29 protein-coding genes are annotated in these 21,894 nt (G+C 60.3%); 19 read left to right on the forward strand and 10 right to left on the reverse strand.

Features of this window, described 5'->3' with window-relative positions; translation table 11 throughout:
- Window positions 1-137 precede the first annotated feature (137 nt).
- Window positions 138-1,100, forward strand: a complete 963-nt coding sequence (locus tag ACS5RD_RS05075) for a magnesium transporter CorA family protein (protein ID WP_054005525.1) — start codon at window positions 138-140, stop codon at window positions 1,098-1,100.
- Window positions 1,101-1,177: 77 nt separating this feature from the next.
- Here ACS5RD_RS05075 and ACS5RD_RS05080 read toward each other — a convergent pair whose 3' ends face one another.
- Window positions 1,178-1,951, reverse strand: coding sequence for an enoyl-CoA hydratase (locus ACS5RD_RS05080; protein ID WP_489930282.1), 774 nt, complete (start codon window positions 1,949-1,951; stop codon window positions 1,178-1,180).
- Window positions 1,952-1,960: 9 nt separating this feature from the next.
- Entirely contained in the window at window positions 1,961-2,806 is an 846-nt protein-coding gene (mutM, locus tag ACS5RD_RS05085; RefSeq protein ID WP_489930283.1) for a bifunctional DNA-formamidopyrimidine glycosylase/DNA-(apurinic or apyrimidinic site) lyase, read from the reverse strand.
- Window positions 2,807-2,897: 91 nt separating this feature from the next.
- Between mutM and ubiE the strand changes: the two genes are divergently transcribed.
- Together ubiE and ubiB are read left to right on the forward strand one after the other, a co-directional pair.
- Window positions 2,898-3,641, forward strand: coding sequence for a bifunctional demethylmenaquinone methyltransferase/2-methoxy-6-polyprenyl-1,4-benzoquinol methylase UbiE (gene ubiE, locus ACS5RD_RS05090; RefSeq protein ID WP_054005603.1), 744 nt, complete (start codon window positions 2,898-2,900; stop codon window positions 3,639-3,641).
- Entirely contained in the window at window positions 3,638-5,167 is a 1,530-nt protein-coding gene (ubiB, locus tag ACS5RD_RS05095; RefSeq protein WP_054005522.1) for a 2-polyprenylphenol 6-hydroxylase, read from the forward strand. Before ubiE ends, ubiB begins: the two co-directional genes overlap by 4 nt.
- A 100-nt stretch (window positions 5,168-5,267) precedes the next feature.
- Here the strand turns inward: ubiB and ACS5RD_RS05100 are convergent, their stop codons facing one another.
- Complete coding sequence (locus ACS5RD_RS05100; protein WP_489930284.1) at window positions 5,268-5,921, reverse strand: flagellar hook capping FlgD N-terminal domain-containing protein; 654 nt, start codon at window positions 5,919-5,921, stop codon at window positions 5,268-5,270.
- Window positions 5,922-5,997: 76 nt separating this feature from the next.
- Window positions 5,998-6,570, reverse strand: coding sequence for a flagellar hook-length control protein FliK (locus ACS5RD_RS05105; protein WP_489930285.1), 573 nt, complete (start codon window positions 6,568-6,570; stop codon window positions 5,998-6,000).
- Between the two features lie 1,016 nt (window positions 6,571-7,586).
- On the opposite strand from ACS5RD_RS05105, the gene ACS5RD_RS05110 reads away from it, so the two are divergent.
- The 3 genes from ACS5RD_RS05110 to ACS5RD_RS05120 all read left to right on the forward strand — a co-directional run bounded on the left by ACS5RD_RS05110 (window position 7,587) and on the right by ACS5RD_RS05120 (window position 8,605).
- On the forward strand, window positions 7,587-7,721 hold the full coding sequence (locus tag ACS5RD_RS05110; RefSeq protein ID WP_268871779.1) for a hypothetical protein: 135 nt from the start codon (window positions 7,587-7,589) through the stop codon (window positions 7,719-7,721).
- Between the two features lie 280 nt (window positions 7,722-8,001).
- The gene (locus ACS5RD_RS05115; protein ID WP_489930286.1) at window positions 8,002-8,286 is read left to right on the forward strand and encodes a rod-binding protein; all 285 of its coding nucleotides are present in this window, start codon (window positions 8,002-8,004) and stop codon (window positions 8,284-8,286) included.
- Window positions 8,276-8,605, forward strand: coding sequence for a hypothetical protein (locus ACS5RD_RS05120; RefSeq protein ID WP_489930287.1), 330 nt, complete (start codon window positions 8,276-8,278; stop codon window positions 8,603-8,605). Before ACS5RD_RS05115 ends, ACS5RD_RS05120 begins: the two co-directional genes overlap by 11 nt.
- 38 nt (window positions 8,606-8,643) lie before the next feature.
- Here ACS5RD_RS05120 and ACS5RD_RS05125 read toward each other — a convergent pair whose 3' ends face one another.
- The gene (locus ACS5RD_RS05125; RefSeq protein ID WP_489930288.1) at window positions 8,644-8,859 is read right to left on the reverse strand and encodes a hypothetical protein; all 216 of its coding nucleotides are present in this window, start codon (window positions 8,857-8,859) and stop codon (window positions 8,644-8,646) included.
- Between ACS5RD_RS05125 and ACS5RD_RS05130 the strand changes: the two genes are divergently transcribed.
- The 4 genes from ACS5RD_RS05130 (at window position 8,828) to ACS5RD_RS05145 (ending at window position 11,716) form a co-directional block, all read left to right on the forward strand.
- Window positions 8,828-10,045 (forward strand): flagellin N-terminal helical domain-containing protein, encoded by a 1,218-nt coding sequence (locus tag ACS5RD_RS05130; RefSeq protein WP_489930289.1) that lies wholly within the window; start codon window positions 8,828-8,830, stop codon window positions 10,043-10,045. The genes ACS5RD_RS05125 and ACS5RD_RS05130 overlap by 32 nt on opposite strands.
- A gap of 71 nt (window positions 10,046-10,116) precedes the next feature.
- On the forward strand, window positions 10,117-10,497 hold the full coding sequence (flaF, locus tag ACS5RD_RS05135; RefSeq protein WP_489930290.1) for a flagellar biosynthesis regulator FlaF: 381 nt from the start codon (window positions 10,117-10,119) through the stop codon (window positions 10,495-10,497).
- Window positions 10,494-10,898, forward strand: a complete 405-nt coding sequence (gene flbT / locus ACS5RD_RS05140; protein WP_489930291.1) for a flagellar biosynthesis repressor FlbT — start codon at window positions 10,494-10,496, stop codon at window positions 10,896-10,898. The genes flaF and flbT overlap by 4 nt, the downstream gene beginning before the upstream one ends.
- Entirely contained in the window at window positions 10,895-11,716 is an 822-nt protein-coding gene (locus ACS5RD_RS05145; protein ID WP_489930292.1) for a DUF1217 domain-containing protein, read from the forward strand. The genes flbT and ACS5RD_RS05145 overlap by 4 nt, the downstream gene beginning before the upstream one ends.
- On the opposite strand, the gene ACS5RD_RS05150 is transcribed toward ACS5RD_RS05145, so the two are convergent.
- On the reverse strand, window positions 11,697-13,016 hold the full coding sequence (locus ACS5RD_RS05150; RefSeq protein ID WP_489930293.1) for a FliI/YscN family ATPase: 1,320 nt from the start codon (window positions 13,014-13,016) through the stop codon (window positions 11,697-11,699). The genes ACS5RD_RS05145 and ACS5RD_RS05150 overlap by 20 nt on opposite strands.
- An 82-nt stretch (window positions 13,017-13,098) precedes the next feature.
- Between ACS5RD_RS05150 and ACS5RD_RS05155 the strand changes: the two genes are divergently transcribed.
- From ACS5RD_RS05155 to ACS5RD_RS05195, 9 genes are read left to right on the forward strand one after another with little or no spacing between them, the layout of a single operon-like run.
- On the forward strand, window positions 13,099-13,482 hold the full coding sequence (locus tag ACS5RD_RS05155; RefSeq protein WP_489930294.1) for a FlgB family protein: 384 nt from the start codon (window positions 13,099-13,101) through the stop codon (window positions 13,480-13,482).
- An 8-nt stretch (window positions 13,483-13,490) separates the two neighbouring features.
- The gene (flgC, locus tag ACS5RD_RS05160) at window positions 13,491-13,871 is read left to right on the forward strand and encodes a flagellar basal body rod protein FlgC (RefSeq protein ID WP_489930295.1); all 381 of its coding nucleotides are present in this window, start codon (window positions 13,491-13,493) and stop codon (window positions 13,869-13,871) included.
- Between the two features lie 10 nt (window positions 13,872-13,881).
- Window positions 13,882-14,172, forward strand: a complete 291-nt coding sequence (gene fliE, locus ACS5RD_RS05165; protein ID WP_489930296.1) for a flagellar hook-basal body complex protein FliE — start codon at window positions 13,882-13,884, stop codon at window positions 14,170-14,172.
- Window positions 14,169-14,435 carry a flagellar biosynthetic protein FliQ gene (locus tag ACS5RD_RS05170; RefSeq protein ID WP_489930297.1) on the forward strand — a complete coding sequence of 89 codons (267 nt, stop codon included), beginning with the start codon at window positions 14,169-14,171 and terminating at the stop codon, window positions 14,433-14,435. Before fliE ends, ACS5RD_RS05170 begins: the two co-directional genes overlap by 4 nt.
- A gap of 1 nt (window position 14,436) precedes the next feature.
- On the forward strand, window positions 14,437-15,147 hold the full coding sequence (locus tag ACS5RD_RS05175; protein WP_489930298.1) for a flagellar hook-basal body complex protein: 711 nt from the start codon (window positions 14,437-14,439) through the stop codon (window positions 15,145-15,147).
- Between the two features lie 10 nt (window positions 15,148-15,157).
- Complete coding sequence (gene flgG, locus ACS5RD_RS05180; protein ID WP_489930299.1) at window positions 15,158-15,943, forward strand: flagellar basal-body rod protein FlgG; 786 nt, start codon at window positions 15,158-15,160, stop codon at window positions 15,941-15,943.
- Entirely contained in the window at window positions 15,943-16,359 is a 417-nt protein-coding gene (gene flgA, locus ACS5RD_RS05185; RefSeq protein WP_489930300.1) for a flagellar basal body P-ring formation chaperone FlgA, read from the forward strand. The genes flgG and flgA overlap by 1 nt, the downstream gene beginning before the upstream one ends.
- A gap of 10 nt (window positions 16,360-16,369) precedes the next feature.
- Window positions 16,370-17,089 (forward strand): flagellar basal body L-ring protein FlgH, encoded by a 720-nt coding sequence (gene flgH, locus ACS5RD_RS05190; RefSeq protein WP_489930301.1) that lies wholly within the window; start codon window positions 16,370-16,372, stop codon window positions 17,087-17,089.
- 9 nt (window positions 17,090-17,098) lie between these two features.
- Window positions 17,099-17,617 carry a flagellar basal body-associated FliL family protein gene (locus ACS5RD_RS05195; protein WP_489930302.1) on the forward strand — a complete coding sequence of 173 codons (519 nt, stop codon included), beginning with the start codon at window positions 17,099-17,101 and terminating at the stop codon, window positions 17,615-17,617.
- On the opposite strand, the gene ACS5RD_RS05200 is transcribed toward ACS5RD_RS05195, so the two are convergent.
- The 4 genes from ACS5RD_RS05200 to flhA are packed head-to-tail and all read right to left on the reverse strand — an operon-like array spanning window position 17,614 to window position 21,894.
- A complete protein-coding gene (locus ACS5RD_RS05200; protein ID WP_489930303.1) occupies window positions 17,614-17,970 on the reverse strand; it encodes a hypothetical protein in 357 nt (118 codons plus the stop codon). The genes ACS5RD_RS05195 and ACS5RD_RS05200 overlap by 4 nt on opposite strands.
- Window positions 17,967-19,046: a flagellar type III secretion system protein FlhB gene (gene flhB, locus ACS5RD_RS05205; RefSeq protein ID WP_489930304.1), complete on the reverse strand. Its 1,080-nt coding sequence runs from the start codon at window positions 19,044-19,046 to the stop codon at window positions 17,967-17,969. The genes ACS5RD_RS05200 and flhB overlap by 4 nt, the downstream gene beginning before the upstream one ends.
- The gene (locus tag ACS5RD_RS05210; protein ID WP_489930305.1) at window positions 19,043-19,819 is read right to left on the reverse strand and encodes a flagellar biosynthetic protein FliR; all 777 of its coding nucleotides are present in this window, start codon (window positions 19,817-19,819) and stop codon (window positions 19,043-19,045) included. Before ACS5RD_RS05210 ends, flhB begins: the two co-directional genes overlap by 4 nt.
- On the reverse strand, window positions 19,816-21,894 hold the full coding sequence (gene flhA / locus ACS5RD_RS05215; protein WP_489930306.1) for a flagellar biosynthesis protein FlhA: 2,079 nt from the start codon (window positions 21,892-21,894) through the stop codon (window positions 19,816-19,818). The genes ACS5RD_RS05210 and flhA overlap by 4 nt, the downstream gene beginning before the upstream one ends.

Genomic DNA, 21,894 nt, shown 5'->3' on the forward strand with positions numbered 1-21,894 from the left:
TTGCGCGCAGAGGATGGCATTTTAGACAAGTCGAAGTGATTGAGCGCGGTTGGTGGGAACCTAGGCTGCGCAAAACGGTGGCTTGGCCATAGCGGCATTTGGCGTTAGGCAAGGGGATTGTCTTGCGGAGGGCGCAAATGCTGACGGCGTATCATTTTGCCAACAAGCGGTTGGAGGTGCTGCCCGAGGGTGCGGTGCTGGAACATGCGGAGTGGATTGATCTGTTTCGCGCGACGCCTGAAGAAGAAGCGGCCGTGCGCGCGCTGGCCTTCGATGTGCCGACGCTGACGGATATGGAAGAAATCGAAATCTCAAACCGCCTCTACCATGAGGATGAGATTGACTATCTGACCGTGGTTTTACCGGGGCAGGATGCGGCGGGCGAACAGGTGATGAGCCCGGTGTGCTTTGCGGTGTCCAAAGCGCGGCTGGTGACGGTGCGGCATCATGCGCCGCGTCCGTTTGAGACTTATCCGGCGCGGGCGGGCAAGAGTTCTTTGGGATGCTCGACGCCGGATCGGATTTTTCTGGGGCTGATCGAGGAGGTGATCGGGCGGCTGGCGGACCATTTGGAAATCGCGGGGACAGGTTTGGATAAGGTGTCGCGTCAGACGTATCACCCGGGGGCAAAGGGGCATCAGCAAAAGGATCTAGAAAGCGCTTTGAGCAGTCTGGGGGCGGAGGGTGAGCGGCTGGGCCGGGTGCGGCTGGCGCTTTTGACTTTGGGGCGCGCGCTGAACTATGTCGATCAGATGCTGGGGCATCGGCTGGGCACCGAAGGGTTGGGCATGGTGCTGAAAGGCCAATTGCGTGACATTGAGGCGCTGGAGGTGCATGCGGATTTTCTGTCATCCCGGCTGGGGCTGATGTCGGATGCGACGATGGGGCGGATTAACCTCGCGCAGAACACCACGGTGCGGATCGTGTCGGTAGTCGCCGTGCTGTTCAGCCCGCCGACGCTGATCGCCAGCCTGTACGGGATGAACTTCGATTTCATGCCGGAATTGGCGTGGAAACTGGGCTATCCGATGGCGCTGGTGATAATGGTGGGGTCGGCGGTGCTGACCTATGCGTTTTTTAGGTGGAAGGGCTGGCTTTAGCGGTTTGGCAGTTATGGCGATAAGGCGAGGCCCCGGCTCAGGGCCGGGGCGGCGTGGTGTGTGGGTGAGGACTCGCTTTAGCGGTCGGTGAATTTGGCGGGGCGTTTTTCGATGAAGGCGGCCATACCTTCTTTTTGGTCTTCGGTGGCGAACATCGCGTGAAATAGGCGGCGCTCATGGAGCAGGCCTTCGCGCAGGGTGGACTCGTGGGCGCGGTTGACGGATTCTTTCGCGGCACGGATGGAAATGGCCGATTTTGCGGCGATTTTTGCGGCGGTTTTCAGGGCTTCGTCGATCAGATCGGCGGCGGGGATGATGCGGCTGACAAGGCCTGCGCGTTCGGCCTCAACGGCGTCCATCATGCGGCCTGTGAGGTTCATCTCCATCGCCTTGGCTTTGCCAACAGCGCGGGTCAGGCGTTGGGTGCCGCCCATGCCTGCGATGATGCCGAGGTTGATCTCGGGCTGGCCGAATTTAGCGCTGTCGGCGGCGAGGATGAAATCGCACATCATGGCAAGTTCGCAGCCACCGCCCAAAGCAAAGCCTGCGACGGCGGCGATGATCGGTTTGCGGATGCGCTGGATGGCCTCGGTTTCAGGGCCGAAGATGTCGGCGACGAAGGCTTCGGCGAAGGTTTTCCCGGCCATCTCGCGGATGTCTGCGCCTGCGGCGAAGGCTTTTTCCGACCCGGTGATGACGATGCAGCGGACGGCTTCGTCGATGTCCATTGCCTGTAGAGTGGTGGCGAGTTCGGACATGAGTTGTTGATTGAGGGCATTGAGCGCCTCGGGCCGGTTCAGACGGATCAGGGCGACATGGTTGGCGATTTCGATGATCAGGGTCTCGGGCATGTCGGTTCCTTAGCTTTGGCAGGTGGGGCAGTAGAAGGACGAGCGCCCCGATTGCACCATGCGGGCGATTGTGGCGGTGCAGCCGGGGGTTTGGCAAGGCTGGCCTTCGCGCCCATAGACGGCGAAGGCTTTTTGGAAATAGCCCAGCTCGCCATCGGTGCGGCGGTAGTCTTTCAGACTGGAGCCGCCTGCTTCGATGGCCTCTAGCAGCACTTCGCGGATGATCGGCACAAGTGAACCTGCGTTTGCGATGCTTCCGGCACGGGTGTTGGGGGCGATGCGGGCGCGGTAGAGCACTTCGCAGACGTAAATATTGCCGAGGCCCGCGACGAGGTGTTGGTCGAGCAGGGCGGATTTGATCGGGGTGTTGCGGTCTTTGAGTTTCGCCGAGAGATAGGATTCGTCGAAAGCGTTACCCAGAGGTTCGGGGCCGATTTCAGCAAGCAGCGGATGACTTTCGGCGGTGAGGGTGGGCAGCAAATCCATCGCGCCAAAGCGGCGGGCGTCGTTGAAGGTGACGCGCGCGCCGCCCTCTAAGTGGAGGACAACGTGGTCGTGTTTCTCGGGGGCGGCGTGGTCGTGGTAAAAATCGCCAAGAGTGATGCCCGAAACGAGCATCCGGCCCGACATGCCAAGGTGAATCAACAGAGTTTCGCCGGAGGAGAGGTCGGCGAGGATGTATTTTGAGCGGCGGCGCAGGGCGAGAACGCGCTTGTCCGTCAGGCGTTCGGCCATATTGAAGGGCAGCGGCCAGCGCAGATTGGGGCGGTTGACCTCGGCTCGGGTGATGAGGCGGCCCTCCATGGCGGGCAAAAGGCCTCGGCGGACTGTTTCGACTTCGGGCAGTTCGGGCATGGAACCTCGGCTTCGGGCGGTGACAGATCGGCGCATTGAGGGTTTGGCCGTGCGTCCCTATAAGGGGGGTGCAATCACAGGACGGCAAGAGATGAACGACAGCACCACGCATTTCGGCTATCAAACCGTGCCCGAGGCCGACAAGGCCGGCATGGTGCATGGCGTGTTCACCCGGGTGGCCAGCAAGTATGACATCATGAACGATCTGATGTCGGGCGGGATGCATCGGTTGTGGAAAGACGCGATGATGGATTGGCTGGCGCCGCGGCCCGGTCAGCGGCTGCTGGATGTGGCGGGGGGCACCGGGGATGTGGCGTTTCGGTTCATGAGGCGGGCGGAGGGGTCGACGGCGGTTGTGTGCGATTTGACCGAGTCGATGCTGGTCTCGGGGCGGCAACGCGCTGAGGCGGATCAGATGGCGGCGCGGCTCGATTGGGTGGTGGGCGATGCGATGGCGCTGCCGTTTGCGGACAATTCGTTTGATGTCTACACGATTTCCTTTGGCATCAGGAATGTGACGCGGATTGGCGATGCTTTGCGCGAGGCCTACCGGGTTCTGCGCCCCGGCGGGCGGCTGATGGTGCTGGAGTTTTCGCGGATTCCCAATGACTTGGCGCAATGGGTTTATGATAAGTATAGCTTCAACGTGATCCCAGTGATGGGGCAGGTGGTGGCGGGGGATCGGGAATCGTATCAGTATTTGGTCGAGTCGATCCGTAAATTCCCCGAACAAGAGGCATTTGCCAGCATGATCCGCAGCGCTAGGTTCGATCAGGTGAAATATCGCAACCTGACAATGGGCATCGCGGCGCTGCATTCAGGCTGGAAACTGTGAGAGGACCGCATAATATCTGGCGGCTGATCCGCACCGGGGCGACGTTTGAGCGCACTGGAGCGATGGCGGTGGCGCTGGAGGCGATGCAGGTGACGCCGCGCCTGCGCTTTGCCGCACGGATGCTGGGTTGGCCGTTTAAGTGGCTGGGGTTGCAGGGTGATCTCGCCTTGCCGCCGATAACGCGGGCGCTGACGGCGTTGGGACCTGCCTATATCAAGTTCGGTCAGATTTTATCGACACGACCGGATATTGTCGGCGAAGAATTGGCTCTGCAGTTGAAATATCTGCAAGATAAGCTGCCGCCCTTCCCGACTGCTGTGGCCAAGGCGATGGTGGCGGAAGAATTACGGCTGCCGGTGGATGAGGTGTTTTCGAGCTTTTCCGAGCCTGTGGCGGCGGCATCTATCGCGCAGGTGCATCGCGCGACGCTGCGCAGCAATGGGCAGGATGTGGCGGTGAAGGTGCTGCGGCCGGGGATTGAGCGGGCGTTTCGCCGCGACATCGACGCGTTCTATTTTGCGGCGCGGACGATTGAGTTTTTGTCGCCCTCATCGCGGCGGTTGCGGCCGTTGGATGTGATCACGCATTTTGAAGGCGTGGTGCTGGGTGAGTTAGATTTGCGGCTGGAATCCTCTGCGGCCTCGGAATTTGCCGATAACACCAAGAATGACGCCGGGTTTCAGGTGCCGAAAGTGGTGTGGGATCTGTCGGGCCGCTCGGTGATGACGCTGGATTGGGCCGAGGGGATCAATTTGGCCGATAACGCAGCACTGGATGCGGCGGGTTTGGATCGCAAGGCTTTGGGCGCGCGGGTGCTGCAACTGTTTCTGTCTCATGCGCTGCGCGACGGATTTTTCCATGGCGATATGCATCAGGGCAATCTGAAAGTGGCGGCGAATGGCAATCTGATCGCCTATGATTTCGGCATTATGGGGCGGATTGATGAATATACCCGCCGGGTCTATGCGGAAATTCTGATGGGCTTCATTGGTCGTGATTATCGCCGGGTGGCCGAGGTGCATTTTGAGGCAGGCTATGTGCCGCCAGACCGCGATATTGACGAGTTTGCACGGGCTTTACGCGCGGTGGGCGAGCCGATTTTCGGTCTAGAGGCCACGCGGGTGTCGATGGCGCGGCTGTTATCTTATCTCTTTGAAGTGACAGAGAGATTTGGCATGGAAACCCGCACCGAGCTGATCTTGTTGCAGCGCACGATGGTGGTGGTGGAAGGTGTCGCGCGCAGTTTGGACCCGAATATCAACATCTGGCAGGTCGCAAAGCCCGTGGTGGAAACCTATGTCAGCCGCAATGTCGGACCACTCGCGTTGCTGCGCGATCTGGCGCAGACGGCGCGGGTGTTGGCGCGGTTTGGGCCGCGTTTGCCGCGACTGGTGGAAGCGGCTTTGATCGCGCAGGCCGAAAGCCCGCCGCCTGTGAAAACCCGGCCCCGGTTATTCGCGCTGCGGCTGGTTTTGGCGGCGTTTGTGGTGTTCGCCTTGGGGATTTGGCTGGGGCGTATCCTGTAGCTAAAGCGTGTCAGGTTTAGATTGAATCGAAAATCGCGGCCTCTCGCAGATGCTCTAGCGCGTTTTCGATAAGCATGTTTCTATCAAGACCTGACCCGCTCTAAGGCACGCGCAGGGCAGTGATTTCTGTGGCGTTTACCTCGACCCCGCCCGCCAAAACCAGTGTTGGGCCATTGGCCCCGCCACGTGCCTCAAGGATCTTTGCATAGGATTCGACGGCTGCGGCATCGCCCAACTGCTGCGTGCCGCTATAGCTTTCAAGGCTGAGGGAATAGATGCCATTCGGCAGAGGATTTCCGGCTGCATCCGCGCCAAGCCATTGATAGGTTCCGCCCTCTCGCGAGACATCTTCGCGGGAGACGACCTGATCTTGCGCATTTTTCACCACCAGAACCGCGCGATCGGCGTGGATTTTGGGCTGATAGCTGATGGTGACGGGATCGTCGCCCAGATAGACCGGGGCGGCAGAGCGGGCCTCTTGCCCGACCCAAGCCGCCAGCTGCGCCATGCCAAGAACGCCGAACTGGCTGGTCAGCCCTTCGAGCAGTTGGTTGGTTTTGGTCTGCTGCTCGACCCCGGAAAAGGTCGCCAGTTGCACCGCATAATCTGCCGAATCAATCGGCTTCGTCGGGTCTTGGTTCTTCATTTGCGTCGTCATCATCTTTAGAAACGTATCAAAATCTGTCGAGACGGCGGTTTTGGAAGGGGTTCTATTGGCAGTTGTCTGGGCTGTGGTGACGGCGGAGGTTTCCATCAGATGCTCCTTTCAAGAGCTTTTCGAGGTACGTTGATTTCAGGTGCTTCGCTTTTCTAACTGGGTTCGAAAGGCTTTAGAGCCGGAGATTAAGCCCCTGCCCAGACGGTGCGACAGCGGCGGTAGAAATGGGTCGTGGGGTGGGGTGGGGCTCGACGAAGTCTGCGTCGGACAGCGCGATAGGTTCGGGTGGCGGTGTGGGGGATCTTTGTTGCTGACCCCATTGGCCGAAGTTGAGCGAGGCTTGCGAAAACCCAGATTGACGGAATTCTTGCAGCAACTGATCAGAGTGCCGCCGCAACAGATCAAGGGTTTCCGGGCGCTCGGCGCTGAGCAGGATGCGGACGGTCTCGCCGTGTTGCTGGATCTGAAACTTGACGTGGCCGAGTTCCTCGGGTTGCAGCAGCACATCAACGCCGTCGGTTTTCGCGGCGGTGATGTGGTGGAGGAGTTGTGCCGGAACAGCAGTGGCAAGGGCAGGCGGCAGGGCTTGCGTTTGCACCGTCTGATGGGGAGGGATCGGCTGCGCTGACGCCGGGTTTGCCTGCTGGTTGACCTGATCGGGGGTGGGCTGGAGTGTGGTCTGATCTGGCAGTGCTGCGGGCGGATTGGGCGGTACGGCGGCATCGGCTGTTGGTTTGGGTGTCATGGCTGGGGATAGCTGTGCCGAAGTAGGCGCAGCTGGGTGTTGGGCTGGCGCGGTGTCAACCTTGGGGGTTCGCGGATTCGGGCTATCGGCGACTTGCGGGATCGGGGCCACATTCGCACGCGTGTTTGGCGGAACAAATGACTTGAGATCAATGCTATCGGTCTCGGGCCACGCATTTGCAGGGGCGGGGCCATCCACTTCGGGACTGTCCGTTTTGGACGCATGCGCATCAACCCGCATCCGATTAGGTGAGATGTTTGGTATGTGGAGCGAACCAATCGGCACAGTGACTTGAAGGCGGGTTAGCCATGCGGATTCTGCGGGGGAAATGCTTGGCTTATGCTCTGGCACTGGGGATGATGGGGTGTCCTGAGTTTGGTCCTCTGGGATTTGACCTGGCTGGATTTGAGTGAACAGAGCTTGGGCGGGAAGGGTTTTATCTGGCTGGGCTTCTACGGGCAGAATCTGCTGTGATGCAGCTTGATCTGCCGAGGTTTGATTGGGGAAAGCGTGCGGGGGAAACGCCTGAAGCGGGGGGGTGTTTGCTTCGGCGCGAAGCGGGGCGGGCGTCATCGCAGGCCGGTTTATGCGGGTGGGTCTATCGGCGGGTTGGTCGGCCGTTTGCGCCGGGGCGACGATTTCTGCGGCAGTGATTATTGGAACCAAGACTGCGGCTGCGACACTGGTCTTTGCGATGATCGCTGTCGGGGCGGCTATTGATTTGCGTGCGAGGGCGTTGGTGTCTTGTGGTGTCGGTGTCGGTGTCGGTGTCGGTGTCGGTGTCAGGATAGGGGCGGCCTCGGCGGGGACGACATCGCGCGGTTTTTCGGAGGGTGTGATCGGAGGCGAAGGATCGCCCGACGCAAGCGGCAGCTCTGGTTTTGAGATGCTTGTAGCGGGGATTTCCGCAGCCCCGAAAGTGGCAGGCTGCGGTTTATTCTCTGGTGTCAGCCCCAAGGGCACAGGGGTGGAGATCGGCATCGTCTGCGGGACAGTCGGCGCAGAGCCAAGCGCTGATGGGCTTGCTTCTGTTGCTGGGGCGGCTGTTGGATATGCGGCGGCTGGATCAGGGGTCGAAATGGGCGGAGCGGTTAGAATCGATTCCGCCACCAGAATCGGTTGGGTTTGCAGAATTGGCGGGGCGGGCATGACCATGCCGGCCGCAAGACAGGCTTCGGCGTTGACCGCTGCAACGGGTGGGCTTTGGCTGTCATCCTGCGCCGCAAGCGCCGCGAGAAACCCCGGAGCATCCGGAATATCATCGGCAGGGCCGCGCGGGCCCAAAGCCAGAATGTGTAAACCTTGATGGATTATGGGAATCATCTCTCACCGACTTCTACCGCTCTGAGTCCCTTTATTCCGCTGATTGGTTACCACCTGTTTACCGCCATCGCCGATACTAGGAAAAATCCGAAGGATCAGGAGCTTTTGATGCAGATTTCTTCCACCCCGCCCATGCAGCCCTTCCGTAAGACTGCCGATGACAATCCGATGATGGTGCAGGCCAAAGCGCTGGAGGCCAGTTTTCTGTCAGAAATGCTGGGATATGCGGGGGTTGGCAAAACCCCGGAGAGTTTCGGCGGAGGTATTGGTGAGGATCAGTTTGGATCCTTCCTGCGCGATGAACAGGCCCGGCAGATGGTTGAAAAGGGTGGCATCGGGCTGGCCGAACAGTTGTTTCACGCCATGACGAAAGGACAAGATCATGCAGGCTGAGATGCAGATTGAAAGCTTAATGGAAGCGATGCACGCGGCGATTCTGGCGGCGGATTATGACGCGTTGGGGCAGCTTTCGCCTGCGTTGGATACGGCATTGGCCAATCTACCGCAGCATTTGGACGAGAAGGCGCTGTGGCGGCTGCAACGCAGAGCGGAGCGCAACGCGATCAGTGCGGGTGCGGCGGCCAAGGGCGTGCGTGCAGCCATTCAACGCATGAAGGATGTGCGGCAAATCGCAAGCGGGCTGGTGACCTATGACGAGAACGGCCAACGCTCGGGCCCGAGTGGCCAGCGCGAATTGTCGCGGCGGTTGTGAAGGTTTGCTTCAAATCCGCCGCATATGGTCGGGCGGCATTAGAATTCTGTTAGAACTTTTGGCTGTTTATTCAATCTGCATCCCACGACGGGGTGGCGCATCTGGAACAGGCTCTGATCTGAAACGGGTTCTGGATGCAGCGGGTAGAACGCCAAATCAGCCATCGCAAGATGGCGCACCATGCCGGGCGCAAAGCGCAGGCAGATCGCGAAGGAACAGACAATGTCGTCCATTTTGACCAATAACAGTGCCATGGTTGCGCTTCAGACCATGAAAAGCATCAACCACAATATGAACAAAACCCAGTCGGAGATTTCGACGGGTAAATCGGTGGCCAACGCCAAAGACAACGCCGCGGTCTGGGCAATTTCCAAGGTGATGGAATCTGACGTTGAAGGCTTTAAGGGTATCTCTGACAGTCTAAACCTTGGCTCGTCGACGCTGACCGTGGCGCGCGAAGCCTCGGAAACCGTGACAGGTCTGCTGACCCAGATCAAAGGCAAGATCGTGTCGGCGCAGGGCAGCAACGTTGATCGCACCAAGATCCAGACCGATATTGATGCGCTGACAGGCCAGATCAATTCGGTGGTGGGGGCGGCGCAGTTCAACGGGCTGAACCTGATCAACGGCTCGCAAACGTCGATAGATGTTCTGTCCTCGTTGGATCGCAGCGGGACGGGTGTTACGTCTTCGTCGATCACGGTGAACGCGCAAAACCTGTCGACGGGAGCCTATGCGGCCAATGATGTGTTCGGGGCCTCGACCGGCGGTACGGTTTCGACCGATGCCGATACCTTTGTGCTGACGCTGGATCAGGGTGGCGGCACCGATGACATCACCATCCAAGACGGGGCGACCGCTTGGGCGGCGGGCGATAAGGTCAGTATGCGGATCGGCGACAAGACCGCCTCCTACACCGTGTCGGCCAATGATGTGACCAGCGGCGCGAATACCATCGCCGATCTGGTGGCGGTGGGGATGAAGAATGCCATCGACGCGCTGGGTGTGTCCGGTCTGACGGTGGATTACGACTCTGGCAGCCCCGGTTTGCTGTCATTCACCAATGCTGGCACCAAAGACCTTTCGGTCAGCGGTCAGTTCAAGAACGCCTCCTCGGGTGGGCTTGGGGCGCTGGCGTCGATTGATGTCACCACGTCTTCGGGGGCCGCGACGGCCTTGGGCAGTATTGAGGCGATGGTGCAAACCTCGATTGATGCGGCCTCGGAATTTGGTTCGTCACAGAAGCGGATCGAAATTCAGAGCGACTTTGTCGGCAAACTGTCAGATGCGCTGAAATCGGGCATCGGCACGTTGGTGGATGCCGATATGGAAGAAACCTCGGCGCGTCTGCAGGCGCTGCAGGTGCAACAACAGCTGGCGACGCAATCTTTGTCGATTGCCAACCAGCAGCCGCAGAACATCCTGGCTCTGTTCCGTTGATAAAGGCGGTCGAGGGCGATCATGCCCTCGGCCCCGTTCTCTGACTCTCAGATTTCCAGGAAGGAAAGCCCGTGACAGCCCATTTTACGGCGGCGCGCTCGGTCTATGCACGGCCCGAGGCACCGCAAAAGACCCCACGCTCGCTTGAATACGATCTGCTGGCCCGTATCACCAAACGCCTGACCCAAGCGGCGACCTTGCGGCGGCAGGATTATCCCGGCCTGATCGCCGCTTTGGATGAAAACCTGCGGCTTTGGTCAACCTTGGCCGCCGATGTCGCCGATACCGGCAACAGCCTGCCGTCGAAATTGCGCGCGCAGTTGTTTTATCTGTACGAATTTACCAATCTGCACAGTCGTGCCGTGCGCGCCGACAAAGGCTCGGTTGAGGTGTTGGTAGATATCAACACCGCAGTGATGCGGGGCCTGCGTGGTGATGGGGGCGGGCAATGAGTGGCCTTGTCCTGAAACTTGGCCCGCATGAGCGGGTGCTGATCAATGGCGCGGTGGTTGAAAACGGCGAGAAACGCTCGCGCCTTGCGATCATGACGCCGAACGCAAATATCCTGCGGCTGCGTGATGCGATCCACCCCGAACAGGCTGGCACGCCGGTGCGGCGGGTGTGCTATCTGGCGCAACTGGTGCTGTCGGGGGATACGCCGCCGAAGGATGCGCGGCTGCCGTTGTTGCGCGGGATTGAGCAGCTCAGTCAGGTCTTAGTTGACCATGACAGCCGCTTGTTGCTGGCACAGGCGACAGCGGCGGTGCTGGAGGATCAGCATTATCAGGCGCTTAAAGCCCTGCGTGGTTTGCTTCCGCGTGAAGAACGCCTGTTCGCGGCCCATGCCTCATGAGCTATGCCCCAGCCATCCCGCTAAGTGGCTATGCTGGCTGGGCGTATCTGAAACGCACGATGGCGCAGCAGACCAAGGCGTTTAATTCTGCGCCAGACGTGAAAAGCGATGAGGCGTATTTTCGCGAGAACATCGGCAAGATTAAGACGGCGGCACAACTGGTTGAGGATCGGCGGTTGTTGAAGGTGGCCTTGGGGGCGTTTGGGCTGGAGAAAGATCTGGAGAACAAGTTCTTCATCCAGAAAGTGCTGCAAGATGGCACACTGAAAACCGGAACCTTGGCCAATAAGCTGGCGGATAAGCAGTATCAGAAGCTGTCGCAAGCGTTTGGTTTTGGCGATTACGCGGTGCCCAGCACGCAGATTTCAACCTTTGCCGATGGCATCATCTCGACCTACCAAGCGCGGCAGTTTGAGGCGGCGGTGGGCGCGCAGAATGACGATCTGCGACTGGCGCTGAATGCGCAGCGCGAATTGCCGAAACTGGCCGCGAAAACCAGCAGCTCGGAGAATACCAAATGGTTCACGGTGCTGGGGAACGCGCCGCTGCGCATCGTGTTTGAAAAGGCACTGGGGCTGCCGACAAGTATCGGTACTTTGGATCTGGATCAGCAGTTGGTGGCGTTCAAGTCCAAAGCCAAGGCCCAACTGGGCACCGATGTGATTGCAGATTTCACCGATCCGGCCAAGGTGGAGGGGTTGATGCGACGGTTCCTAGTGCGGTCTGAGGCGCAAACCTTTGCGCAATCGGGCAGCGGCAGTGCGGCGCTGTCGATCATGCAGCAGATTTCTAGCCATGCTAGGTCGCGGTATACTTAACCCCCATCGCGGCGGCGAGGCGGGCGAAGCTGCCGGGGATACCTTCTAACGGTGCAGTTTCGGCGAGAAATCCATCCAAGCTGGGCCAGACCTTGATCGCGGCATCGACCAGTGGATCGGAGCCCTTGGCGTAAAGCCCGGCCTGAATCATCATCTCGGCCCGGTCCCATGCGCCCAAAAGCTGGCGGGCTTGGGCAATCAGGGCGTTTTCGGCCCCGCTGGCTGCTTCGGGCAGGCTGCGCGAGACGGAACGCAGCAGATCAATCGCCGGGTATCGGCCACGCTCGGCGATTTTGCGATCCATCACCACATGGCCATCCAGCACGCCGCGCAGGATATCGGCGATGGTTTCCTCCATATCCGAGCCTGCCACCAGCACCGAAAACACGGCGGTAATGTCGCCCTCGCCCTCCGGCCCCGGTCCGGCGCGTTCGGCGAGCGACATGATCGCCTGCGCAACGGAAGGCGGATAGCCGCGCAGGGCTGCGGACTCGCCCGAGGCCAAAGCGACCTCGCGATGCGCCTCGGCAAAGCGGGTGATCGAATCGGCGAGATAGAGCACATGCAGGCCTTGGGCGCGAAAATGTTCGGCGACCGTCATCGCGGCCATTGCACAACGCCGCCGTGCCAGCGCCGACTGATCCGAGGTTGCCGTCACCAGAACTGAGCGTTTCATGCCCTCTGGGCCCAACACCCGCTCGACAAATTCGCGCAGCTCTCGCCCGCGCTCCCCTATCAAAGCGATCACAACGACATCGGCATCAACGCCGCGTGCGAATTTCGCGAGAAGTGAAGATTTGCCCACACCAGAGCCCGCGAAAAGTCCGATGCGCTGGCCGCGTACCAGGGGCAAAAGCGTGTCAAAAATCGCCACTCCGGTTGAGAGGCGTTCGCCAAGCCGACGGCGTTGGGCAGCCGGAGGCGCAGACGCGCGCAGGGGCCGTTCAACGGACCCACGAAACAGTGGGCGGCCATCCATCGGCCGCCCGTAGGGGTCGATGATGCGCCCTATCCAACTGTCATCGGGGGCAAGGCCGGCAGCGCCAAGCAGTTCAACCTCGGCATCCATTGCCAAGCCGTCGGGCGGGCCTTCGGTCAACACGATCACGCCCTGGGCCGACAGATTCAGTATCTCCCCGCCCAAGCGCCCGTCGATTAAAACCCGATCGCCTTGCCGGGCGCTGCGCTCCAATCCCGTTACCCGGACGACGCCGCGCACGACCTCTGCCACCCGACCCAACGGCTTTGCCGCCACCACGGTTGCGATTTCTGCGCGTAAACCAGCAAAAACTTGATCCATCAGATTCCCTCTTTGTTCGTCGCTTACCCTTTCTAAAGGAATCACCCTTAAGCCTTAGTGAAGCGATCCAGGGAGAATCCCGATGTTTGAAAAACTTCAGCTGACCAGTATGGCCAATGCGATGGCAGAGCGCGCCGGTGCCCGGATGGGGGTGACGGCGCAGAATATCGCCAATGCGGATACACCCGGATATAAGGCGATGGACTTGCCGTCTTTTGCCGAGACTTATCAGGATAATGGCACCGCAATGCGGACAACGCGGGCGGGGCACATCGCCGCCGGTGATCAGGTGCCGGAACCGATTTTGCGGCAGGCAAAGGGTGGTGGCGCACCCAACGGCAACACGGTTTCACTGGAACAGGAAATGGTGAAAACCGCGACGATCCGGCAAGATCACGACATGGCCCTAGCGATCTATCGCAACACATCGGAGATCATTCGCGCCAGCCTTGGCCGGGCGCGATAGGGGGCGGGATGAGCGACCTTTCCACCTCATTAAGTTTCGCCGCCTCTGGAATGGAGGCTCAGGCGCAACGGCTGCGGCATGTTTCGGAAAACATCGCCAATGCTGACACTCCGGGATACCACCGAAAATTGGTGGGCTTTCGGGAGGCTATGGAGACCGGTCTGGTTGAAACCACGCCGGTCCATCTGGATCAGAGCCCGCTCACCAGCGTGTATGATCCGGGCAATCCGCTTGCGGATGCCAGCGGTCACTATGATGGGTCGAACGTCGATCTGGTGATCGAAATCGCTGACGCGCGCGAAGCGCAGCGCAGCTACGACGCAAACCTCAAACTGTTCGATCAGGCGCGGCAAATGACGCAGAGCCTGTTCGAACTCTTGCGCAGATAGGAAGTCCAGAATGGATATCAGAACATCTCTTGCCAGCCAGAGCTACGCTTTGGCGCGATCCGCAGCAGCCCCCGAGCCTGCTGCGGACAGTGGCGAAGCGGTGATTGGGCGGGTGATTGGCAGCTTTGCCGATACTTTGGCCCAAGGTGAGCAAACCGCCCGCGCCGCGATGACCGGCAATGCCGATCCGCATGCGTTGGTGCAGGCGCTGGCGAGTTCGCAACTGGCGGTAGAAACCGTGGCCACCGTGCGCGACAAGGTGGTCGAGGCATATCAGGAAATCCTGAGGATGCCGGTATGACCGATCAGTCGATCTACGATATTCTGCGCCAAGGCCTGTGGGTTGCCGTGCTGATGTCGGCGCCGCTGCTGGCGGTGGCACTGGTGGCGGGGGTGGTGATCGGGCTATTTCAGGCGCTGACCTCTATTCAGGAGAACACCCTGACGTTTGTGCCCAAGGTGGGGGTGATGCTGGTGGTGTTCTGGGCCTCGATGAGTTTCATGACCGCCACCCTTGTCGCGTTCTTTCAGGACCGGATCATTCCGATGGTTGCGGGGGGCTGAGATGGACGCTGCAAGTTACACGGCTTTGACCCGGCAATCCGGGCTGATGCGCGAAATGCAGGTGGTGGCGAACAATATCGCTAATATATCCACCACCGGGTTTCGCCGGGAAGGCATTGTTTTTGAAGAATATATCAAGAATATCGACGATGGCCCTTCGCTGTCGATGGCGACGGGCGATGCGCGGGTGGTCGATCTGACCCAAGCGGGGGTAAGCCAGACTGGCGGCACGTTTGATCTGGCGATTCAGGGTGACGGCTTCTTTCAGGTGCAAAGCCCGGATGGCCCAAGGCTGACGCGGGCGGGCAGTTTTACGCCCTCTGCCACTGGCGAGTTGGTCACGAATGACGGCTACCCGCTACTGGATGAGGGCGGCACGGCAGTGGTGATCCCGCCGGGTGCGGGCCAAGTTGCGATTGCACAGGATGGCTCGGTTTCGGCGAATGGCGCGCCTTTGGCGAAGATCGGGCTGTGGCAACCCGGCGATCCGCTGAGCCTGCAACACCAATCCGGCACGCTGTTTTCGGCGGATTCCATGCAGCCCGCGACGGGTGGGATGGTCATGCAGGGCTATCTGGAAGACAGCAACGTGCAACCGGTGCAGGAAATCGCCCGGATGATTGAGGTCCAGCGCGCGTACGAGCTGGGCCAAAGTTTCATGGATCAAGAAGACAAACGCATGCGCGGCGTGATTGACACGCTGGGCCGATAGGAGATCACGGATGAACGCCCTTCAAATCGCAGCCACGGGAATGAGCGCGCAACAGATGCGGGTTGATGTGGTGGCCAACAATCTGGCGAACATGTCGACCACGGGGTATAATCCGCGGCGGGCTGACTTTGCCGACCTGCATTATCAACAACTTGCACGACCGGGGACGGTCTCGGCGCAGGATGGCTCGGTGCTGCCGACCGGCGTGCAGATGGGCTTGGGGGTGCGGCCTTCGTCTGTATCGGTGGTGCTGGGGCAGGGCACTTTGACCCCAACGGGCGGTGATCTGGACGTGGCGATTGAGGGCAAGGGCTATCTTGAGGTGACCCTGCCCACAGGTGGCACCGCTTACACCCGCGATGGGGCGCTGAAACGTACGGCGGATGGGCTGATCGTCACCAATGACGGCTTTCAGGTCTCGCCCGGTGTCACCATTCCGTCGGATGCGCGCGATATTTCGATCAACGCCAATGGCGAGGTTTACGCCAGCTTCAGCAATCAGGTGCAACCGCAACTGCTTGGCCAGCTGACGCTGGCGGGCTTCACCAATGACAAGGGGCTGGAGGCGATCGGCTCGGATCTGTTCGTCGAAAGCCCGGCCTCGGGGCCCGCCAATATCAGCACGCCGGGTTTGGATGGCTTGGGCACCGTGCGGCAAAGCTATCTGGAGGAAAGCACGGTCGATTCGGTGCGCGAAGTGACGGAATTGATCAAGGCGCAGCGCGGCTATGAGCTGAACGCCAAGGTGATCACCGCCGCAGATCAGATGCTGTCGGCCACCACCCAGGTGCGCTGATGTGGCGGTTTTTATTGATCTTGCTCGCGTTTCCCGCACTGGCCGATAGCGTTGTCGCCACCCGCACCATCCGCGCCCACAGCCTATTGTCGGCGGACGATATGACACTGGTGGCAATGGATATTCCGCAAGCGCTGACCGATACAACCGCCGCGATTGGTCAAGAAACCCGCGTCGCGATCTATGCGGGAAAGCCGATTCTGCTTCAGCAAATCGGCCCCAGCGCGATCATCGAGCGCAACCAGATCGTGCCGCTGTCCTATAGCGCGGGCGGGCTGAGCATTCTGACCGAGGGTCGCGCACTGGCACGCGGTGGGGTTGGCGAAACCATCGAAGTGATGAATTTGACCTCGCGCACCAAGGTTGCGGGCCTGATTGGCCCGGACGGCGTGTTGCGTGTCGGCCCTTCTTTCTAAAGGAACAATCATGCGTCTTATGCTTATGTCCCTGACCCTACTGACAGCCTGTGGCCGGTTGGAGCAGGTCGGCCGTGCCCCGGATTTCACGCCGCTGGAGGGCAGCTACCAACACCACGCGATGTATTCGACGCCGCTGCCGGAAAACGCGCCGCAAAATGGGCCGACAGATGCATCTTCGTTGTGGACGGCTGGCAGCAGCTCGCTGTTTGGCGACCGTCGTGCCGCGCGCACCGGCGACATTCTGACCGTGGTGATTGAGATCAACGATAGCGCCGAGATCAAGAATGCCTCAGGCCGCAGCCGCGCCGGGTCGGACAAAATGGCGATCCCGTCGCTGTTTGGCGTGCCGGAATCGGTCAACCCCGATCTGCCTGATGGGGCGACTTTGGACGATGCGGTGAACACCTCGTCGTCGTCGAGTTATAAGGGCGATGGATCGGTGAAGCGCAATGAAAAGCTGACTCTGCGGGTGGCGGCGACGGTGGTCGAGCAACTGCCGAACGGTGTGCTGCGGATTGAGGGCCAGCAAGAAGTGCGGGTGAACTTTGAGATGCGGGTGCTGCTGGTGACGGGATATGTGCGCCCCGTCGACATCTCACGCCAGAACGAGATTACTTACGACAAGATCGCCGGGGCGCAGATTTCCTACGGCGGGCGCGGCCAGATCACCGATGTGCAGCAGCCCCGCTATGGTCAGCAAGTCGCCGATGTCCTTTTGCCGTTCTGAGGTGCAGGTATGATCCGCAAACTTATTCCCGTTCTGTTGGGCCTGATCGGACTCGGCATTGGTCTTGGTGCGGGGATTTTCCTGCACCCCGCCCCGCCCGCCACGATTTCGCAGGATATTGCATCCGAAGGCGAGGGCACATTGGCGGAAGCCGGAAAAGCCGAACATGCCGATGCGCCGCCCAAGGATGTGGCGGCTGAGGGCGGCCCGGAATATGTCAAGTTGACCAATCAGTTCGTGATCCCGGTGGTGGAGCAGGGCAGGGTCGTCTCGATGGTGATCTTGGCGCTGACGCTGGAGGTTGGCGTGGGCACCACCGAAGCCATCTACGCCCGCGAACCCAAGCTGCGCGATGCTTTCCTGCAAGTGCTGTTTGATCACGCCAATTCCGGCGGCTTTGACGGCGCGTTTACCGATGGCGCGAATCTGGTGTTGCTGCGCAAGGCACTGCTAGAGGCGGCACAGACGGCGATTGGGCCGAATGTCTCAGATGTGCTGATCAGCGATATCGCAAGGCAAGACAGCTAATCCTCTCTTGGTTTTAACGCAGTGAGCTTGATGGCCACGCCGCCAAGCGCTTGCTTTTTGCCGAATGCCTCACGCGCAGACTCGCGGGCTTCCATCCAAGCCACGGTCTGGCGGGCGAGCAACATGTTCAACTCGGCCCGCCGCGCATCAGCCCAACGTTGATAGTTCAGACCGGCTAGAGCGCCTGATATCTCGGAAATCTGCTCGGCCGAGGGTTGCGGTGCCGTCAACCCGGCCAGTTGCGCCTCGCTTTCCAGTTTTGCCCGCGCGGCGGCCTGTAACACCGCCAAACGACTGTCGAGCAGTAGGTTTGAAATCTGTCCCAGCTTGGCGAGTTGGTGTTTCTGGCTCATTTTACATAAACCTTCCGGCGTTTGCGCATGGCTTCGGCGAAGCGGATGGCAGCGGCCACGGCGCGGTAATGCTCCGGGCGGATCTGCTGGCCGATCTCGACCGTCGCATAGATCGCGCGCGCGGTGGGCGGATCGGATTGCAGCGGCACGCCCGCCTCGGCGGCGCGGGTGCGGATGCGCGCGGCGACCTCATCGACACCTTTGGCCACACAAATGGGTGCTGCGCGCCCCTTCCGGCTCCATTTCAACGCCACTGCGTAATGCGTCGGGTTCACCACCACGACATCGGCTTTGGCCACGTCTTGCAGCATCCGATTGGTGGCAATCTCTTGCCCACGCTGTCTGCGCTGTTGTTTGACATGCGGGTCGCCCTCGGAATCCTTCATCTCATCCATCAGATCTTTGCGCGACATCCGATTGCGGCGCAGATGCTGCATCCGCTGCCACATGTAATCACCGCCGCCGAACACAGTGGTGGTGATCACCACCAAGACCATGAAATGCAGCAGTAATTTCAACATCAGCGCCACGCTTTGTGCGGGCTGCAACGCCAGGCTGGCCAGAATATCCGCCGCATTATTGGACAGCTGCACGCCCAAAATCAGCGCGACCGTCAGCAATTTTGCAAAGCTTTTGCCAAATTCGAACAGCCCCTCGCGGCCAAATTTCTGCCGCGCCGTGGCCAGCGGTGAGATGCGCGACCATTTTACCGTCAGCTTCTCTGGCACAAAAACCACAGCGCGTTGGGCGAAAAGGACCATCAGCACTGCCAGCATCGGCACCACAAACAGCGGCAACGCGGCTTTGACAAAGCCTGTGGCCATGCCTGCGACCGGGGCGGGGGCGCGGCCGAACAGCAACGGTGCCAGCCGGTCGGGCTGATCCAGCAAAACCAACGCGGACTGACCAAAGTGCTGCAACAGGCTGCCACCACTGACTAACCCGACCAAAACAAAGCCGGCATAGGCGGCTGCGGTGCTCAGATCGGCGGATTTTGGGATTTCACCGCGCTTGCGGGCATCTTCCAGCCGTTTTTGTGAGGGTTCGTGCGACTTGTCATCGTCGTCGTCGCTCATGGCAAAGCCTGAAACGGTGCGGCGAGAAAACCATGCAGCGCTTGCGCCCACAGCGCCAAGGCCAGCGGCACCGACAGCACCATCAGTACCAGTCCGCCCGCCGTCAGGGCTGGGGCCCCGATCATCGAGACCATCAGCGCGGGCATCGCGCGGTTGATGATACCCAGAGCGATATTGTACAGCAGGGCCGCAATGGTGAAGGGCGCGGCCAGACTAAACGCCAGTGAAAACATATGGCTGATCTGCGACAGCCCCCAATATGCTGCATCTTCGGCACCGGGCAACTGACCCGCAGGCAGGATCTGATAGGACAGGATCAGCAGCTCGGCCACCCGCACATGCAGCCCGGTTGCGACCGCGATGGCGAGCCCAGCCATCACCAGCAGATTGCCGATGGCGGGCTGCGGCTCGGGTCCGGCATCGCCGAACATCTGTGACAGAGTGGTCGCCTGCGCCGCCATCGCGCCCGCCGTTTGCAGCGCAAGGATAAACAGGCGCAAGCCCACGCCCAGCATCAGGCCGATGACCACCTCGATCAGCAAGGACAGTACGCCAGCCGCAGCCGGATCAGGGGTAATCTGCAGGGCCGGGGCCACCACCGCCGTAAACGCCAGCGCGAGCACCAACCGCACCCGTTGCGGTAAGACTTGTTCGCCAAAGGCTGGCAGCAAGGACATCGCCGAACCCACCCGCATGAATACGAGAAGCCCGAGCCAGAGCAAATCAGCGCCGATCCCGGTCAGCGTGTTCATTTGCGCGATCAGATCATTCATGGGGGCACGATTCCGACCATCGCGGGGCGCGCCTCCATGCCTATTTCTTCGTATGAAAGCACCGGGGCAGACAGGCCCTTGGCCGCCAAAACCGTGCGCAGAAACCGCCGCCGCAGGGTTGAGGTGACAAGGGCTGGGTAGATTCCCGCCTCGGCAGCACGGTTCAGCCGATCGGCGATAGCATTGGCCAAACGGCTGAATTGATCGGGCGGCAGGGCGACGTCGCGCTGACCGCGCTCCCCCTCGATTTGATACGAGGTAAAGGTCTTCTCCCAATCCGGGGCGAGTTGGATCAGCGGGATGGTGCCGTCTTCACGCTTCAGTTCGGCCACCAGTTGGAAACCCAAGCGTTGCCGGACATGCTCGCAAATGGCCTCGGGTACGCCAAGGCTGCGCGACTCTGCAATGGCCTCTAGGATCAGTGGCAAATTGCGGATTGATACGCGCTCTTCCAGCAGCATCCGCAACACGGTGAGCAGCAGGTCGACTGGAACCTTGTCCGGCACCAATTCCTCCAGCAAGCGGCGATTGGCCTCGCCGCGCGCGGTGTCGGACAGGGTGGCAAATTCGTCCAGCAGTCGGCGCAGGCCACGCAAGGACAGAAGGCGCGCGAGATTGCCGCGGATCACTTCCAAGAGATGCGTCGCTAGAACCTCGGCCGCCGAGACGACAGTGAGGCCTGCAAGCGCCGCTTCTTCGTGATTTTCCGGCCTGATCCAGCGTGCAGGCGCACCATAGACGGGTTCGCGCACATCTTGGCCGGGGGGAGCATCAAGCCCGTCTACCAGCAGAACCAATACCCTATCGGGCATCAGGCGATCGTGCACGCGTTCCACGCCCTGCAGGCGAATCCGGTAGCTGCCCAGAGTCAAGCCTGCCTCATCGGTCAGCCGGATTTCAGGCAGGATCAGGCCAAAGGCTGAGGCGACATGGGTGCGCATATTGGAAATACGCACATCAAGACCAGTGGCGGGGTCGAGCACCATGCCGACCAAATTCGGCGCAAATTCGATGTGAATCTCGTCAAAGTCCAGCACATCGCCGATGGATTTGCGCTTTGGAGCCGCGCGCTCTGGCTCTGGAGCGACGGCCGCACGTTGCGCCTTGTGAAACATCGCCCAAGCACCCCATCCCATAAGCACGGCCCCCGTCATGAACGGGAAAAACGGCATGCCGGGCACCAAAGCGAACAGCGCCATCAGCACAGCAACCGTGCCCAAAGCGCCGGGATACCGGCCCAACTGAGCGAAGAATGATACATCGGCGGCACCCTTAGCGCCTCCGCGAGACAACAGAAGCGCCGCCGCAACCGAGATGATCACCGCAGGGATTTGGCTGACCAAGCCATCGCCAACCGTTAGAATGGCATATGTTTCAAAGGCTTGCCCAATCGGCATCCCGTGCATCACGGTGCCCATCACCAGACCCATCACAATGTTCAAGCCGGTGATCAGCAGGCCCGCCACGGCATCGCCTTTGACAAACTTTGACGCGCCATCGAGTGAGCCGAAAAATGTCGTCTCGGCCAGTTCCATCTCGCGCCGCCGCTTAGCTTCCGCGTGGTCAATCGCCCCTGCCGCCATGTCTGCGTCAATCGCCAACTGCTTGCCGGGCATCCCGTCAAGCGCAAACCGAGCACCAACTTCGGCCATCCGGCCCGCACCTTTGGTGATCACCACAAAGTTGACGATCAGCAACACGCAGAAAATCACCAAGCCCAACAATAGGTTGCCACCCATGATGAACTCGGCGAAGCCTTGAATCACATGGCCGGCGGCATCGGTTCCGGTGTGGCCCTGCCCGATGATCAGCTTTGTGGACGAGATGTTTAGCGACAGCCGCAACATCAGCGAGGCCAGAAGGATCGTCGGGAAGGCAGAGAAATCCAACGGTCGTTCGATGAACAGGGTCACCGTCAGCATCAAAATTGCCAAGGCAAAGGACAAAGCGAGGCCCAGATCCAGCACCCAAGCGGGCATCGGCAGCACCATCATCATGATGACGGCCATCAGCGCCAGCGCCAGCCAGATCGTCGGTTGGTAAAATGAAGCGGCGGTCAGTTGGATTTTTGGCAT

It is taken from the genome of Cypionkella sp. PAMC25878, from assembly GCF_058135695.1.

What these genes read in the sequence shown, in the direction of transcription:
- fliE (WP_489930296.1), top strand. Translation starts at nt 13,882, where the DNA reads ATGGATATCAGAACATCTCTTGCCAGCCAGAGCTACGCTTTGGCGCGA.
- ACS5RD_RS05155 (WP_489930294.1), top strand. Translation starts at nt 13,099, where the DNA reads ATGTTTGAAAAACTTCAGCTGACCAGTATGGCCAATGCGATGGCAGAG.
- flgG (WP_489930299.1), top strand. Translation starts at nt 15,158, where the DNA reads ATGAACGCCCTTCAAATCGCAGCCACGGGAATGAGCGCGCAACAGATG.
- ACS5RD_RS05150 (WP_489930293.1), bottom strand. Translation starts at nt 13,016, where the DNA reads ATGGATCAAGTTTTTGCTGGTTTACGCGCAGAAATCGCAACCGTGGTG.
- ubiE (WP_054005603.1), top strand. Translation starts at nt 2,898, where the DNA reads ATGAACGACAGCACCACGCATTTCGGCTATCAAACCGTGCCCGAGGCC.
- ACS5RD_RS05075 (WP_054005525.1), top strand. Translation starts at nt 138, where the DNA reads ATGCTGACGGCGTATCATTTTGCCAACAAGCGGTTGGAGGTGCTGCCC.
- flgC (WP_489930295.1), top strand. Translation starts at nt 13,491, where the DNA reads ATGAGCGACCTTTCCACCTCATTAAGTTTCGCCGCCTCTGGAATGGAG.
- ACS5RD_RS05110 (WP_268871779.1), top strand. Translation starts at nt 7,587, where the DNA reads ATGGGCTTGCTTCTGTTGCTGGGGCGGCTGTTGGATATGCGGCGGCTG.
- flhA (WP_489930306.1), bottom strand. Translation starts at nt 21,894, where the DNA reads ATGCCAAAAATCCAACTGACCGCCGCTTCATTTTACCAACCGACGATC.
- flgH (WP_489930301.1), top strand. Translation starts at nt 16,370, where the DNA reads ATGCGTCTTATGCTTATGTCCCTGACCCTACTGACAGCCTGTGGCCGG.
- ACS5RD_RS05200 (WP_489930303.1), bottom strand. Translation starts at nt 17,970, where the DNA reads ATGAGCCAGAAACACCAACTCGCCAAGCTGGGACAGATTTCAAACCTA.
- ACS5RD_RS05125 (WP_489930288.1), bottom strand. Translation starts at nt 8,859, where the DNA reads ATGGCACTGTTATTGGTCAAAATGGACGACATTGTCTGTTCCTTCGCG.
- ACS5RD_RS05145 (WP_489930292.1), top strand. Translation starts at nt 10,895, where the DNA reads ATGAGCTATGCCCCAGCCATCCCGCTAAGTGGCTATGCTGGCTGGGCG.
- flgA (WP_489930300.1), top strand. Translation starts at nt 15,943, where the DNA reads ATGTGGCGGTTTTTATTGATCTTGCTCGCGTTTCCCGCACTGGCCGAT.
- flhB (WP_489930304.1), bottom strand. Translation starts at nt 19,046, where the DNA reads ATGAGCGACGACGACGATGACAAGTCGCACGAACCCTCACAAAAACGG.
- mutM (WP_489930283.1), bottom strand. Translation starts at nt 2,806, where the DNA reads ATGCCCGAACTGCCCGAAGTCGAAACAGTCCGCCGAGGCCTTTTGCCC.
- ACS5RD_RS05195 (WP_489930302.1), top strand. Translation starts at nt 17,099, where the DNA reads ATGATCCGCAAACTTATTCCCGTTCTGTTGGGCCTGATCGGACTCGGC.
- ACS5RD_RS05130 (WP_489930289.1), top strand. Translation starts at nt 8,828, where the DNA reads ATGTCGTCCATTTTGACCAATAACAGTGCCATGGTTGCGCTTCAGACC.
- ACS5RD_RS05170 (WP_489930297.1), top strand. Translation starts at nt 14,169, where the DNA reads ATGACCGATCAGTCGATCTACGATATTCTGCGCCAAGGCCTGTGGGTT.
- flbT (WP_489930291.1), top strand. Translation starts at nt 10,494, where the DNA reads ATGAGTGGCCTTGTCCTGAAACTTGGCCCGCATGAGCGGGTGCTGATC.
- ACS5RD_RS05175 (WP_489930298.1), top strand. Translation starts at nt 14,437, where the DNA reads ATGGACGCTGCAAGTTACACGGCTTTGACCCGGCAATCCGGGCTGATG.
- ACS5RD_RS05210 (WP_489930305.1), bottom strand. Translation starts at nt 19,819, where the DNA reads ATGAATGATCTGATCGCGCAAATGAACACGCTGACCGGGATCGGCGCT.
- ACS5RD_RS05115 (WP_489930286.1), top strand. Translation starts at nt 8,002, where the DNA reads ATGCAGATTTCTTCCACCCCGCCCATGCAGCCCTTCCGTAAGACTGCC.
- ACS5RD_RS05105 (WP_489930285.1), bottom strand. Translation starts at nt 6,570, where the DNA reads ATGACACCCAAACCAACAGCCGATGCCGCCGTACCGCCCAATCCGCCC.
- ACS5RD_RS05080 (WP_489930282.1), bottom strand. Translation starts at nt 1,951, where the DNA reads ATGCCCGAGACCCTGATCATCGAAATCGCCAACCATGTCGCCCTGATC.
- ACS5RD_RS05100 (WP_489930284.1), bottom strand. Translation starts at nt 5,921, where the DNA reads ATGGAAACCTCCGCCGTCACCACAGCCCAGACAACTGCCAATAGAACC.
- ACS5RD_RS05120 (WP_489930287.1), top strand. Translation starts at nt 8,276, where the DNA reads ATGCAGGCTGAGATGCAGATTGAAAGCTTAATGGAAGCGATGCACGCG.